The following is a 15,000-nucleotide window of genomic DNA, read 5'->3' on the forward strand; positions in this document are numbered from 1 at the left end:
GCTGAATCGCCAAGGAGAGGTGCCATGGTAACACGTAGCTGGTTGTTTGATGCGATGATTTATATGTATGCCCTGAGCCTGCTGTTTTACTTTTCGGACTTCGCAAGCGCGAACCGAAACGCCAAACGGATGGGGACGGGGCTGCTTTTGTTTGTATGGGTTTTGCAAACGGCTTACTTAGGCATTAATTTGTACGGTCATTTGACGGAATGGGCCTTTGCCCGCTCAGACGTGCTTTTTATGTTATCGTGGTTGATTGTCACCATTTCACTTTTCGTTAACCGATTTTTCAGAATTGAGTTATTCGTTTTCTTTGTTAATGTGTTAGGGTTTGCCATTCTCGCTTTAAATATATTTGGAAATCCGCATGTAACACCGATTAGGTCAAGTTGGAACATTAATGACGAGCTATTATTTATACATATTTCCTTAGCTATTGGCAGTTATGCGGCGTTCGCTATTGCAGCTATTTTCTCAGGGATGTATTTGTTCTTGCACAGAATGTTGAGGGCCAAGAGATTTTCCCAAACCGTGATGAGACTGCCCTCTTTAGAAAAAATTGAACATTATACCTACTTTTCAGTCATTATTGGAGCCCCTTTGCTCTTGATGGCATTGAGTCTTGGCGTGGTGTGGGTCATTCTGAAAGGAGATTCTAACCTGCTTTATGATCCGAAGGTGATTAATTCCTTTTTCGTTTTAGTTGCTTATGCTTTTTATTTGTTTCAACATCGTTCCATGCGCATAAGTGGAAACAGGCTGGCAGCCTGGAATCTTGCAGCTTTTTTAATTGTTGTGGTTAACTTTGTCGTTTCCAATTTGGTGTCGGGCTTTCATGACTGGATATGGAGTTGAGTAAAATGAGCTATCTGTATCCCATTATGGTGAATATGCAAGGTCGCAGATGTCTGGTTGTAGGCGGAGGACAAGTGGCCGAACGCAAAGTGCATTCGCTGCTGCAAGCAGGAGCCCAGATCACGATTGTAAGTCAGACCTTTACCGATTATTTAACCCATATCGGGAGCCGTAAAGAAGTCGTTCTGATCTGGCAGTCATTTGATGAAACGATCATGTTAGGGGAAAGTCATAAAGCCGCTCCCTATACATTAATTGTAGCAGCAACGAATGATGCTCTTGTTAATAGGCAGGTGTATGAAGCAGCTTCACGGCAAGGTCAACTTGTGAATGTTGTAGATCAGCCAATGCTTAGTTCCTTTATCGTGCCTTCCGTTGTCCGCAGAGGAAAGCTGGTGATGGCTGTATCTACCGGTGGAGCAAGTCCCAGTGCCGCTCGCAAAATTGCTCAAGAACTAGACACCATGTATGGTCAAGAATATGAATCGTATCTTGAATTCCTTAGCGATGTTCGATTGATTGTACAAGCAAAGATCGAGGATATGAAAGCAAGACAGCTCCTGTTTAAAGAAATGCTGGAATGGGACGTACTTGCCCGTATCCGTGAGGGCACATTTGAGAGTTGGAAAGATGAGCTGTTCACAGCTTTGGAAAATGAATCAGCCCAGTCGGTGATCATGGCTTTTGGGCAGCAAGCATAGAAAGGCGGGGTAAGATTGAAAACCATTATAGTAGGTACGAGACAAAGCGCATTAGCTTTAACGCAAACAGGACAAGCGGTTGAGCTATTGAAGCAGCTTGCGGCTGAACATCACATCGAATGTCAGTTTGAGATTAAAAAAATTGTGACCAAGGGAGACCGCATTTTGGATGTTACCTTGTCCAAGGTGGGCGGAAAGGGCCTGTTCGTCAAGGAAATCGAACAGGCTCTGGTGGACGGCGAAATTGACATTGCCGTCCATAGCATGAAAGATATGCCCTTCGAATTACCCGAAGGGCTTGTTGTCGGAGCGGTGCCCCTGCGTGAAGATCCGCGCGATGCGCTGATAACACGCGGAAACTGCTCCCTTGACGAGCTGCCGCAGGGCGCGCTCGTCGGCACCAGCTCGCTGCGCCGTGCCAGCCAGCTGCAGCACTATCGACCTGATCTGCGCATCGAGTCGATACGCGGAAATATTGACTCGAGGCTGCGCAAGCTCGATGAAGAAAACTTCGATGCGATTCTGCTTGCCGCGGCCGGTTTGCACCGGATCGGCTGGCAGGATCGCATCAGCGCATATTTGCCGCCCGAGGTGTGCCTTCCTGCCGTTGGGCAGGGGGCGCTGTGCATCGAGTGCCGGGGCGGCGACGCTTTCGTGATGGACCTGCTTAGCAGGTTCCAGCATGAGCCAACTGCGCTCGCGGTGCGAGCGGAGCGGGCTTTCCTTGGCAGACTCAACGGAGGCTGCCAAGTGCCGCTAGGCGCTTACGCTCGTATAAGCGAGAGCAGCAGCGGGTCGCAACCACCGCTGCTCACCCTGACGGGCATGGTCGGCACGCCTGATGGCCGCATTATGCTCAAGGAATCAGCTTCATCCAGCGATCCTGAAGCACTGGGCTTGCTTGTAGCGGATAAGCTGATTGCACAAGGAGCCGACCACATTTTAGCTGAGGTGAGGGAGTGAGCGGAGTGACCAGTGGAAGAGTTTACCTCGTTGGAGCCGGTCCTGGAGACCCCAAACTCATCACAGTTCGCGGAATGGAAGCGATTCAGAAGGCGGATGTCATTGTCTATGACCGTCTCGCTAATCCACGATTACTCAAGCATCGCAAACCGGAAGCAGAGCTGATCTTTGTCGGTAAATTGCCGGACAAACATATTTTGAAGCAAGAAGAGATCAATCAACTGCTGGTTGATCTGGCTTTGCAAGGAAAAGTTGTCACGCGTCTCAAAGGCGGAGACCCGAGTGTGTTCGGGCGAGTCGGTGAAGAAGCGGAGCTCCTTGTTGAACATGGAGTGACTTACGATATTATTCCGGGTATTACCTCGTCCATTGCGGTTCCGGCTTATGCTGGAATTCCTGTCACGCATCGAGACTTTACTTCCTCTTTTGCCATTATCACCGGACATGAGTATCCCAATAAAACGTACTCAAGTCTGGACTGGGAACATTTGGCCAAAGCGATCGGTACCATGGTTTTCCTGATGGGCGTAGCCAATTTGGAACAGATTTGTCGGGAATTAATTCGCTGCGGCAAACCACCTGAGATGCCTGTTGCACTTGTACGGTGGGGAACCTGGGCTGACCAGGCGACGATTACCGGAACGCTGGCTGACATTTCCGAGAAAGTGAAGCAGGCCAATTTTCAATCGCCGGCCGTTATCATCGTTGGTGAGGTAGTTAAGCTGCGTGAAAAGCTTGCGTGGGTCGAGAAAAAGCCTCTTTTTGGCCGACGCGTGCTCGTTACAAGAGCCAGAAGTCAAGCGAGTGAGCTAGTGGACTTCATTGACGATATGGGCGGAGAAGCAGTCGAGTTCCCTGTTATTCGCTTACAACCGCCAAGCAGTCCGGAGACACTTCTGGCGCTTGATCTTGCCCTTGAAAAGATTCATGAATTCGACTGGATTGTTATAACCAGTGTGAATGGCGTTGAATTTTTCTTCCGTCGATTGCGCGAGAAGGGAATCGACATTCGCAGAATGGGGAATGCTCGCATTGCGGCTGTAGGTCCTAAGACAGCAGAGGCCCTTGCAGATCGGGGCATCATTGCTGATCTCCTGCCAACCAAGTATCGGGGAGAAGGAATACTTGAGACCATTGAAGCGGAGCTTCAGCCGAATCAGAAGGTTCTCTTGCCAACAGCTGACCTAGCTCGCGAGTATTTGCCTGCCAGACTGAAACAACTTGGACTTCAAGTAACGGAAGTGGATGTGTACGAAAATGTACTTACCACAGATGGCGGAGATGAAATTATTCATCTCCTGCGTAATCAAAGCATTCATATCATAACTTTTACCAGTTCATCTACGGTAACGAATTTGCTGGAAGCGCTGCGTCAACATGGCGCAGAAGAACCTTTATCGTTGCTGCAAGGCGTTGAAATTGCATGTATCGGTCCTAAAACGGCAGAAACAGTTCTTGAATTGGGACTGCCGATTACTTATATGGCTGAAGAAGCTACTGTAGCTTCTCTGGCACAAAGTCTGACTAAGCGTATCTAATAAAACCAAAGGCGTGGCATAGCACAGTGATGTGGTGTGCCTCTCGTCGATAAGGAGGCAAATTTCCTCATGAGTTTCCCAATTATTCGTAACCGCCGTTTACGCGGCAATGCAGCCATTCGTAATCTAGTGCGTGAAAACCAAGTAACCGTGAATGATGTGGTTCAACCCATCTTTGTTACACACGGTACGAACATCAAAGAAGAGATTGCTTCCATGCCGGGTGTATTTCACTTTTCACTTGATAGACTTCAAGAAGAGATTGCTGAAATTACAGAGCTCGGTCTCCAAGCCATTCTCCTGTTTGGAATCCCAGATCATAAGGACCCGACAGGAACATCGGCCTTTATGGATAACGGCATCGTGCAGCAAGCAGCGCGTAGGATTAAAGAACTGAATCCTAATTTGCTCATTATTGCTGACACATGTTTATGTCAATTCACTGATACAGGTCATTGTGGCGTGATTCATCACCACCCGATAACAGGCCATGCCGATGTGGCCAATGATGCGTCACTGGAGCTGTTAGTTCGAACCGCCGTCTCTCAAGCCAAAGCCGGGGCTGATATTATTGCACCTTCGAATATGATGGATGGTTATGTGCACGCTATTCGTCATGGACTGGACGAAGCAGGTTTTGAAAATACACCTATTATGGCCTATTCGGTCAAATATGCATCTGCTTACTACGGTCCTTTCCGCGATGCTGCGGATTCTACACCGCAATTCGGTGATCGGAAAACATATCAAATGGATCCAGCCAATGGACGCGAAGCGCTGCGGGAAGCAGAGAGCGATGTTGCGGAGGGGGCTGACTTTCTGATGGTCAAGCCAGCACTTGCATACATGGATATCATTAGGGTTTTGAAGGATAACTTCGACTTGCCGGTTGTCGCTTACAATGTGAGCGCCGAGTATGCCATGGTCAAAGCTGCTGCTAAACAAGGCTGGATCAACGAAGAAGCGATCGTGATGGAAACGATGACCAGCTTCAAACGAGCTGGGGCGGATATTATCCTCACCTATTTCGCCAAAGACATTGCTCGCTATTTAAGAAACAAAAACTAATAAGACCAAAGAACCATTCCCCTGAATGATTTAGGTGGGAATGGTTCTTTGTCATACTTTTGTCGCAATCCTTAAGCTTACTTCTGTTGTGACGGGGGTATAATTAGGGCATAATGGATGAGAATACATGGAAACCTTGCGGAGAGACTTTGGTCTGGACCAAAGATCCCTATATATGGTTCGGAAAAAGAGGAAGGTGCCTCATGAGCTATAACGACAATTTTATTAAAGCCTGCCGTAAGGAAAAGGTGGACACGCTGCCTGTTTGGTATATGCGCCAAGCTGGACGTTACGACCCTGATTACCGCAAAATTAAAGAGAAATATTCACTGCTCGAAATTTGCCAACAGCCTGAATTGGCTGCGGAAGTTACTCTGATGCCAATCCGCAAGCTTGGCGTGGATGCTGCGATTCTATACTCGGATATTATGAATCCTGTTGCATCCCTTGGTGTTGATTTTGATATTGTGAAAGATATTGGTCCTGTTATCCATACACCGGTTCGCACGGCGCAAGATGTTGAGCGATTGCGTCCCATTGACGTGGAAAAGGATTTATCCCATATTATTCAAACGATTCGAATCTTGGACAAGGAACTGGAAGTCCCGTTGATTTCATTTGCAGGGGCGCCTTTCACGATTGCCAGCTATTTGATCGAAGGAAAACCATCTAAAAGCTACATCCGCACGAAACAGATGATGTATGCAGAACCTCAAATCTGGCACGCATTGATGGAAAAGCTTGGCGATATGGTCATTACTTATTTGAAAGCGCACATTGCAGCCGGTGCCAAAGCGGTACAAGTGTTTGACAGCTGGGTTGGAGCGCTTTCGCCTGCCGATTTCCAAGTGTATGTACTGCCCACCATGGAACGCATTTTCAAAGAGCTTTCGGATCTGAAAGAGCCTAAGATTTATTTCCCAGGCGTGAGCTCAGGAGAACTGCTGCCTTATCTTCACAACTTGCAAGCGGATGTTATCGGTTTGGACTGGCGGATTCCTATTTCCGTAGGACGCGGGAGAGTCGGTGAGCGCTTTGCCGTTCAAGGAAACTTGGACCCTTATGTATTGACGGCTCCGATGCACGTTATTGAGCAGCAAGCCAAAGCAATTATTGATGAGGGGATCAAGCAACCAGGCTATATTTTCAATCTAGGCCATGGTTTATTTCCAGAAGCTTCGTTAGATAAATTAAAAGAATTGACTACGTTCGTACATACATATTCAAACAAAGTTTTGACCGAACAAGCACGAAAGGGTGGTGTTTAGGAATGGTAAATCGTCGTGTTGGTGTACTGGTAATGTCTTATGGTACGCCGGAGAGCTTGGATCAGATTGAAGCGTACTATACCCATATCAGACGAGGGAACCCGCCATCGGCTGAACAACTGCATGAGTTGAAAGCTCGATATGAAGCTATCGTCGGAGGATTCTTTCCGCTGCGCGAGAATACGAACAAACAAGTGAAGGGACTTGAAGAAACACTTCGCCGCGAGCATTCGGAGGTAGATTTTGTTTGCTATCAAGGCTTGAAGCATGCTCAGCCGTATGTAGAAGACGGTGTGGAGCAAATGGTCAAAGACGGTATTACAGAGGCCATTGGTGTTGTTCTTGCTCCGCATTACTCAACGATGAGCGTTGGAGGCTATGTGAAAAGAGCAAAGGACAAGGCAAATGAGTTGGGACTTAAAATCGACTTCGTTTTGGATTATCACCTTCATCCTAAACTGTTGGATGCTCTGTGCATCCGTGTGGAAAAAGCATTGGAGAAATTCACGGACGTAAATCGCGATGAAGTCCGTATTATGTTCACCGCACACAGCTTGCCGGAAAAAATCCTTGAAATGAAAGATCCGTATCCAGAACAACTACTAGCAACCTCCAAAGCCATTGCGGAACGTCTTGGACTTACGAATTGGCAGTTTGGTTGGCAAAGTGCGGGTCAGACGGCTATGCCGTGGCTCGGACCTGATATTTTGGATGTCATCCAAACGATTCATAAAGAGGAAGCGGTTAAGAACGTTCTGCTTTGCCCAATAGGTTTCGTTTCGGATCACCTGGAAGTTCTTTACGATATCGATATTGAAGCACAAAGCTTGGCCAAAGAACTCGGTGTTCACTTGGAACGGACGGAGTCTCTCAATACAGACCCTCTCTATATGGAAACGTTGAGCGATGTCGTATTTACTAAATTGGAAGCAGAAACGAGGTTGTCATGAGTACGCCGATTCCTCACTATATGATTATTGGCGGGGGAATTACGGGGCTTAGTGCGGCGTTTTACTTGAAGCAGCGTTTGGAATTAGAGGGGGGGCCGTTTCGGATCTCCCTAGTAGAAAAGTCTTCATCCTTTGGCGGGAAAATCCATACGATTGAACGGGATGGTTGTGTGATAGAGAAGGGACCCGATTCCTTTTTGGCTCGGAAGCGACCAACCATTGACCTCGCGCGTGAATTGGGTATCGAAGGTGAGTTGACGGGCACGAATCCGAAAGCAAAGAAGACTTACATTGTAAGTAAAGGGAAACTTCATAGAATGCCTCCAGGATTAGTACTCGGTATTCCGACACAGATGACGCCTTTTTTGAAGACGGGCCTCATATCTCCGATAGGAAAAGCGCGCGCAGCATTTGATCTGATTTTACCCAAAGCCAAGCCAAGTGTGGATGAATCGTTAGGACATTTTCTCGAGCGCCGCCTTGGGAAAGAAGTATTGGAACGAATCGTTGAGCCGCTTCTTGCCGGGATCTATGCGGGGGATACGTTCAAACTAAGCCTGAAATCGACATTTCCGCAATTTCGGATGATGGAACAGAAGCATAGAAGCTTGATACTGGGCATGATGGAAAGCCGCAAACATGTTTCTGAAGAGAGTGCCCATGTTCCGGCAGCTGTTCGCAGTTCTGTGTTTGTTACGTTCAAGAAGGGCCTTCAGACGCTTGTAAAGGGCTTAGAGACAGCTTTGGAGGGTGTTGTTGAACTAAGACGTAATGTAGGCGTCGTTTCGATCGCCAAGACGAGTGAGCTGCAATCAGAGGTTACTTTTGAGGACGGGCATCAGGAATTGGTTGACGGAGTCATTGTTACAACACCTACGTTCCAAACTGCGAATCTCTTATCTCATTTGCCTGCTGCATCTAAGCTGAAGAAGATTGAATACATTTCTGTGGCGAATGTGATAATGGCCTTTGACCGCAAAGACATTCCATTTGAACTGGATGCTTCCGGATTCCTAGTTCCACGAACGGAAGGTCGAACGATAACAGCTTGCACGCTGACCTCTGCCAAATGGCTTCATACGGCTCCTGAGGGGAAGGTTGTATTACGTTGCTATATTGGTCGTTCGGGGGAGCAAGACTGGCCTCTGTTGACGGATCAGCAGCTTATAGCCAAAGCGCGCGACGATCTTAGGGAACTTTTAGGCTTGCAGGCAGAACCGCTTTTTGCTGAAGTCACGCGGCTTATGAATTCTATGCCGCAATATCCGGTAGGGCACTTGGAACAAATTGTCCGTTTTCGTGAAGAACTTGCAGAGGCGATGCCGCATGTATTCGTAACAGGCGCAGGATTCCACGGTGTTGGAATTCCAGACTGTGTCGGTCAAGGCAAAGAGGCTGCTTGGAAGCTTGCTGATCAGGTTGCAACTATGGAAGCTGCCGCTGTCCGTTAGTTATTATCGGAGCTTGGCCAAGTCCAATTGGAACTCAGTCGGGGAAATGATTAAAATTCGTTTTTCTTCAAGATCGCGGATGACCTCCATGAGCGTAGCCTTCTGGACACCTGCGAGTTGAGAAATTTCGTCAAAGTTGAGCACCAGCTTAATGTTAATCGTTGTTCCATTGCGTATACCGTGTTTGTTGGCCATTGTGATTAGGCTTTTGATGATTCTTGTTTTTGCATCAACAAAGGTCAGGTCGAATACTTGCTGATTGGTATCACGCAATCGATTACTAAGTTCCTTCATGATGCCCAAGGAAATGTCAAAGTGGGTGCGGAGCAATTCCATGAAATTTTGCGCGGTTAAGGTAATGAGTACAGAATCTTCCAGGGTTTGGGCGGATGCGGAGCGGGGCTTGCCATCTATAAGGGAAAGTTCACCAAAGCTTTCTCCCGATTTGCAGATCGAAAGTATCTTTTCTTCATTGGCTGTGTTCGTTGTGAAGATTTTGACCGAGCCGCTGATGACCATATAAAAAACAGAGCCTATTTCTTTTTCGGCGAATAGGATCGTGCCTCCTTTGTAAGATCGTTTGGAGCAAACCTTGGCGATTTCATTCAACTGCAGTTCACTTAATTGAGCAAATAAAGGTGCTTTCTTGACGTATTCAATCATCATGGACTCCGCCTTTTAGATTTGTAATTTTCAACTCATTTTATCATAAATAGCTTTAGTGGGGGTATGAAATTATGGAAAATTCGAGCAGAATCGACACGCTCTCTTCAGCCGCTTTTCAAGAAGCCAAAAAACTTATTCCTGGAGGAGTCAACAGCCCTGTTCGCGCTTTTAAATCGGTGGGGTTAACACCGTTATTTATGGATAGGGGCTTGGGTTCACGTGTAATCGACATTGATGGCAACCAGTATATTGATTATGTAGGCTCATGGGGACCCTTGATTGTCGGACATGCGCATCCCGCTGTATTGGACGCGATCAAAACCACGGCTGAGAGAGGGACAAGCTTCGGCGCTCCGACACTATTGGAAACAGAGATGGCCAAATTAGTGATTGAACGGGTGCCGTCTATTGATATGGTACGAATGGTAAATTCGGGAACGGAGGCGACGATGAGTGCGCTTCGACTGGCACGTGGATACACGAAGCGTGATAAAATCGTTAAATTCGAAGGCAGCTACCACGGACATGCCGATTCTTTATTGATTAAGGCAGGCTCAGGTGTTGCGACATTAGGTTTGCCTGACAGTCCTGGTGTGCCGAGTAATGTGGCAGCGAATACGATAACGGTGCCTTATAATGATTTGGACTCTGTCAAACTCGTATTCGAAAAGTTTGGAGAAGAAATTGCTGCTTTGATCGTTGAGCCTATTGCAGGCAATATGGGGGTTGTTCCTCCGGTTGAAGGGTTTTTACAAGGTTTACGCGCAATTACCCAGCAATATGGATCTTTGCTTATTTTTGATGAAGTGATGACCGGTTTCCGTGTACACAAGCATTGTGCGCAAGGTCTGTATGGCGTTACACCGGATTTGACATGTCTGGGCAAAGTTATCGGTGGCGGGCTTCCGGTAGGGGCATACGGGGGTAGATTGGAAATCATGGAGCAAATGGCCCCAGCAGGTCCCATCTATCAAGCAGGAACGCTGTCAGGCAATCCATTAGCGATGGCCGCAGGCTATGCGACATTGCGTTTGTTAGGGGAGCCGGGTGTCTATGAGGAACTGGAGCGTAAGTCGGCTCAGTTGGAAGCTGGTTTCATGGCTAATGCGGCTGAACGGGGCATAGCTTGCACCATTAATCGTGTAGGCTCGATGATTTGTCCTTTTTTCACGGATCAAGCTGTTACTCATTATGAAGCGGCAAAAACGTCTAATCTTAGTCAGTTCAATGCTTATTTCGGTCATTTGCTTGATCTAGGTGTATCTGTGGCACCTTCGCAATTCGAAGGAATGTTCGTCTCGACGGTACATACGGATGAAGATATTGCCCTTACCCTTGCAGCACATCGTGAAGCTTTGTCCCGCTTATAGGCAATAGGAAAAAAGCCGTAGGATTTTTTACCCCTAACGGCTTTTTTTAGTAGATAAGAAAGTATAATTTTTATACTTTTGCTTCGCATCTACCTTGACAAACGCGTTCGTCCCTGAAGGACGACGGAGTCGTTTATCCTTGGTTATGTACAAACGGTTAGTTTGTTTTGGCTGTTGGTGCAGTTGTTGGAGCAGTCGTTGGTGCTGTCGCACCAGTAACAGGCTGCTGTGGTTGTGCTGGCGTAGGGCTTGGTGTTGTGCTTGCTTTTGGTGTTGCGGAAGCACCTGGTGAAGAGGTGCTTCCTGTCCCTGTATTTCCATTATTATTGTTTCCAGTACCGGTACCAGTGCCTGTTCCTGTATTGCCGCTATCAGGCGTTGGTGCAGCAGAAGGTAGCGGACTAATAGTCGCTGAAGGTGAGCCTTCTGGCTTCACCGATACGGATGAGTTTGGTTTTGTAGAGCTATTATCTGAACTTGTTGGTCCAGTAGATGGACTGGTTTTTCCGGGTTCATTGCTAGTTTCTGGCTTGACGGTGGTGGTTGCTTTTGGTGTTGCTGTTGCTTTAGGCGGATTCGCCTTTTTGTCTGCTTGTTCTTTCAAGAAATCAGGATGGTCATACGCACCACCGGGATCGATTGTTTTTAACCCTTCCCATACATTCTTTACTTTCACGGCATCTGGATGATCAAATACCAAGAAAGCTGAAGGTAATCGGCGCTCGCCGTAGCGACTGGAAGGCTTCGTAATCAACTCATTGTTGTAAACCATCTCAGAGGAGGCTCCACCATCCAAGAAGCCTGCATTAATAACGCCATCTTCGAGGAAAATGTCTTGAACTTCTTTCAAGGTTGCACCTACACTGCTAGTTTGACGCCCGTCAATAACGATGAAGATGACGGTTCCGTCAGCTTTTTGCCCGACAGCTGTTCGAGGCGCGCGTCCCCAGCCACCGTCACCGCTAGTAATCAACGGCTTGCCGTTGGCAATAACACGAGGATAAAAGGACACAGCGTCTGAAACACCTAGTTTTAGCAATTCATTAATGGTGTACTTCCCAATAATAAGGGTACCTTCTTTGGTAAACCCAACAATTTGCTGGGCAATGCTGCCTTCTTGGTCCGTATACAATATTTCGCCACCGGACATAATAACGCCAATTGGCGCAAATCCGTTACCCAATCCGTCGGGATCGTTGAAACCTCCGCCATTCACACCGGCAACAGCGCCTGTGCGTTGAACCATGGCCGTGATTCTTTCCCCTTCACCTTGCTTATCAGGAACAACGACACGAATGGTGCGTGGGTCGTATACATACATTTTTTTGCCTTTCCAGAACTGTCCGGAAATATCTTCAACTTTAACGAGACTTTCGGTCGAACGGTTTGTATTGAATTGCACGGCTTGTAAATCCTGCTTTTCCACAGAATTGATTTCCGTCAAACTTTGCATCTCAAGCACCATTTGGTCCCTGCGCTGAGCGCCAACGAAAATCCAGGCCCAATCTCGATGCTGTGTGGTAATGACGGTCTTTGCCAAATACTCGCGAATATATTCCCCAGGCGGGGTCAGAAATAAAAAGCTGGAACTCAAAAATGTGCAAGCAGCAATAATAAGTAATGTACGTTTCAGCCAGCTATAATTGCGAAAATGATCTAAAATTGAACTACCCAAGGATGTCCCTCTCCTGCTCTATGGTTTCTTTTTGATGAGTCATGTCGAAAAAAATCAATACTAGAATAATATTATCATATTTTCATATGCAATTGTTATTGGTAATTGTTAAAATAAATTGTACTTTATCCCTCTTTTCTTAAGGAGTTTAATAAATCTATGAAACGATATTACTTTTTTGATTTTCCGATAGATTTAATGGCCGTTGTTTTTGCCTTTTTGCTTATTTTGATCGCCATCTGTCTGTCCTTCCGCAAAGGGAATCGATCATGAAGGCGTGGAAGCGCAGCGGAGAGTGGTTGGAGCTGCCTGCTCCTAATGCCCAGTGGAGGCCTCTCAAGCCCGGGGCTGTGGAGGAATTGGCTGTGTTGTTGCCTGTTCCACGCAAGTACTTTCTGCGATTGGCTTCTCAGAATCGTATTCGCGTGCAGGACGAAACGATTCGTATTCAACTATTTCCTGAGGAAAAATCTTCGTTTCAACCAGAGCCTTACGACCTCGACATCATGTATGAAGATGAATTTTGTCTCGTGGTGAACAAGCCGGCGGGGATGTCTGTTCACCCTGCTGATGCAGGGCAGGGCGGTACCTTGGCTTCGGCGTTAGCTTACTACTACGCCTCGACAGATCAAGCCTGTGCAATCAGGCATATTCATCGTTTAGATCAAGATACGACCGGTGCAGTGCTTTATGCCAAAAATGAGTGGGCACATGTGCTTTTAGATGAGGCTATGCGTAATCAACGAATTGATCGACGGTATGTGGCACTTGCCGAAGGGGTATTCCGCTGCAAAAGCGGGACGATTGATGAACCGATCGGGCGAGATCGGCACCATTCCGGAAAACGCAGAGTAACCGCGGGTGGCGATGCGGCAGTAACACATTTCAAGGTACTCGAACAGCTGAAGCAAGCTGCTTTTCTTGAACTTGAATTAGAGACGGGGCGTACACATCAAATTCGAGTTCATCTCAGTCATGCAGGCCATCCTTTAATGGGTGACTCCTTATATGGGGGTTCTGTGCGATTATTTCACCGCCAAGCCCTGCATGGAGAAAGACTTCTCTTCGATCACCCCGTTACACAGGAACCGATCATCGTACATGCTGCGCTGCCTGCGGATTTTCAGCATTTGCTAGCGGAACTCAACGGACAATAAAAATGTAGTCATGCCTTTCTCATCACACCCATATACTTTTAGAGACAAACAAGGTATTGGGAACATTCCTCATGCGATAGGAGCAAGAGGATGTGATGGAAGGGAGGATTAATTCAGTGTCTGAACAGCAACCAGGATTGAGATTCGATATCTATGAGCGTGTTCATTTGCAGGAAGGTTTGGCAGGGATACAGGAATTAAATGATGTGGAGCTGCTTCCGCATATTCAGGTGTTAACACAGGATGATCAAGCCATTCTCAAGGGGAATCTGCTGCTGACTGGCAATTACTTCAGTGATGAAGGGCAATCTCCCCGAACACTGGAGCACATGATTCCGGTTGAAATCACATTGCCGCTGAATCGCATTCACCGAGTGGAAGATATTCAGGTCGAGATTGAGAACTTTGATATTGATCTTTTATCGGCGAGAAGCTTGAATGTGACCGGCGTGCTATCCTTACAAGGGGTAGAAGTAGTTTCAGTACCCTTGGCCAATTGGAATGAGTCAGAGGTAGTTACTTTCGTACACGAAGTGGATGCCCCGAGGTTTGAACCGCCTCAAGCCTATACCCCTGAACCTATTCATGAGCAATGGACTGCTGCACAGCCAATTTCTGAAGCTCCAATGATTCACCCGCATGCTGAAATTGAGAATGAGATTGAGAATTGGCATCGAAATGAGAATGAGGCTCCTTTTGCTTCAACGGATGTTGTTAGCACCGAACAGCAACCCGCGGTTCTTGTCCAAGAGCCGACAGATTGGGATGCCGATGGTGCAGTAGTGGATGTGGAACAGACCGAATTGAAGGTGGCACCCCATCATGAACATGCAGTCGTTACAGAGGAAAAGAAGGATCTCAAAGTCGCTTTTGGCAAAAAGGCAAATGAAGCAGTCGACCTTAACCCCTATGGGATCAAGTCGCTGCTATCAAAGGCCGGGTCGTATCTTACAGACAAGAGGAAAGCGGAAGAGGAAGCGCAGGCTGCTCTTGCTGCGGAGGCGAGAATAGATGCGGTTGAGTGGAAACGTCTGTTTTTGCAGAGCAGTTCAGGTTCTCAGGAATTTAGAAAGTTGAAGCTGTGCATCGTTCAAAGGGAAGATACACTGGAGTCCATAGCCAAAAAATATCAGCTCAATCCGCGTGAACTCCAACTCTTGAATCGTCTGGGGGATCAGGAAGTAACGCTTGGGCAGGTTATTTATCTTCCAGGATAAACTACATAACAAGAGCCTCTAGCTGCTTATTCAAGCAGCTAGGGGCTTTTTGCATGCAAGGTAAAGGATACAAAGGAAAGATCCAAAAGATACAACGGCAGAAGAATAATTTATTCATAAA

Annotated in this window: 13 protein-coding genes; 11 read left to right on the top strand and 2 right to left on the bottom strand. The window is 47.1% G+C overall.

Annotated features, from left to right (window positions below):
* Window positions 1–24: 24 nt before the first annotated feature.
* From FU659_RS07725 to hemG, 8 genes are all read left to right on the top strand, one after another.
* The gene (locus tag FU659_RS07725; protein ID WP_147947023.1) at window positions 25–855 is read left to right on the top strand and encodes a cytochrome C assembly family protein; all 831 of its coding nucleotides are present in this window, start codon (window positions 25–27) and stop codon (window positions 853–855) included.
* A 5-nt stretch (window positions 856–860) separates the two neighbouring features.
* The gene (locus tag FU659_RS07730; RefSeq protein ID WP_187273976.1) at window positions 861–1,556 is read left to right on the top strand and encodes a precorrin-2 dehydrogenase/sirohydrochlorin ferrochelatase family protein; all 696 of its coding nucleotides are present in this window, start codon (window positions 861–863) and stop codon (window positions 1,554–1,556) included.
* A gap of 15 nt (window positions 1,557–1,571) precedes the next feature.
* Window positions 1,572–2,519: a hydroxymethylbilane synthase gene (gene hemC, locus FU659_RS07735; RefSeq protein WP_147947025.1), complete on the top strand. Its 948-nt coding sequence runs from the start codon at window positions 1,572–1,574 to the stop codon at window positions 2,517–2,519.
* A gap of 5 nt (window positions 2,520–2,524) precedes the next feature.
* On the top strand, window positions 2,525–4,057 hold the full coding sequence (cobA, locus tag FU659_RS07740; RefSeq protein WP_147947026.1) for a uroporphyrinogen-III C-methyltransferase: 1,533 nt from the start codon (window positions 2,525–2,527) through the stop codon (window positions 4,055–4,057).
* Between the two features lie 69 nt (window positions 4,058–4,126).
* Window positions 4,127–5,125 carry a porphobilinogen synthase gene (gene hemB, locus FU659_RS07745; RefSeq protein ID WP_147947027.1) on the top strand — a complete coding sequence of 333 codons (999 nt, stop codon included), beginning with the start codon at window positions 4,127–4,129 and terminating at the stop codon, window positions 5,123–5,125.
* A 203-nt stretch (window positions 5,126–5,328) separates the two neighbouring features.
* Entirely contained in the window at window positions 5,329–6,393 is a 1,065-nt protein-coding gene (hemE, locus tag FU659_RS07750; RefSeq protein ID WP_147947028.1) for a uroporphyrinogen decarboxylase, read from the top strand.
* Window positions 6,394–6,395: 2 nt separating this feature from the next.
* Entirely contained in the window at window positions 6,396–7,343 is a 948-nt protein-coding gene (hemH, locus tag FU659_RS07755) for a ferrochelatase (protein WP_147947029.1), read from the top strand.
* Window positions 7,340–8,794 (top strand): protoporphyrinogen oxidase, encoded by a 1,455-nt coding sequence (gene hemG, locus FU659_RS07760; protein ID WP_147947030.1) that lies wholly within the window; start codon window positions 7,340–7,342, stop codon window positions 8,792–8,794. The genes hemH and hemG overlap by 4 nt, the downstream gene beginning before the upstream one ends.
* A gap of 3 nt (window positions 8,795–8,797) precedes the next feature.
* Here the strand turns inward: hemG and FU659_RS07765 are convergent, their stop codons facing one another.
* Complete coding sequence (locus tag FU659_RS07765) at window positions 8,798–9,460, bottom strand: Crp/Fnr family transcriptional regulator (protein ID WP_147947031.1); 663 nt, start codon at window positions 9,458–9,460, stop codon at window positions 8,798–8,800.
* 71 nt (window positions 9,461–9,531) lie between these two features.
* Between FU659_RS07765 and hemL the strand changes: the two genes are divergently transcribed.
* Window positions 9,532–10,830 (top strand): glutamate-1-semialdehyde 2,1-aminomutase, encoded by a 1,299-nt coding sequence (gene hemL, locus FU659_RS07770; RefSeq protein ID WP_147947032.1) that lies wholly within the window; start codon window positions 9,532–9,534, stop codon window positions 10,828–10,830.
* A gap of 157 nt (window positions 10,831–10,987) precedes the next feature.
* Here hemL and FU659_RS07775 read toward each other — a convergent pair whose 3' ends face one another.
* A complete protein-coding gene (locus tag FU659_RS07775; protein WP_147947033.1) occupies window positions 10,988–12,505 on the bottom strand; it encodes a phosphodiester glycosidase family protein in 1,518 nt (505 codons plus the stop codon).
* A gap of 269 nt (window positions 12,506–12,774) precedes the next feature.
* Between FU659_RS07775 and FU659_RS07780 the strand changes: the two genes are divergently transcribed.
* Together FU659_RS07780 and FU659_RS07785 are read left to right on the top strand one after the other, a co-directional pair.
* Complete coding sequence (locus FU659_RS07780; RefSeq protein ID WP_147947034.1) at window positions 12,775–13,662, top strand: RluA family pseudouridine synthase; 888 nt, start codon at window positions 12,775–12,777, stop codon at window positions 13,660–13,662.
* Window positions 13,663–13,778: 116 nt separating this feature from the next.
* On the top strand, window positions 13,779–14,879 hold the full coding sequence (locus FU659_RS07785; protein ID WP_147947035.1) for a LysM peptidoglycan-binding domain-containing protein: 1,101 nt from the start codon (window positions 13,779–13,781) through the stop codon (window positions 14,877–14,879).
* The last annotated feature ends 121 nt before the right edge of the window (window positions 14,880–15,000 follow it).

It is taken from the genome of Paenibacillus sp. N3.4 (genome assembly GCF_008017805.1).
Lineage (GTDB): Bacteria > Bacillota > Bacilli > Paenibacillales > NBRC-103111 > Paenibacillus_E.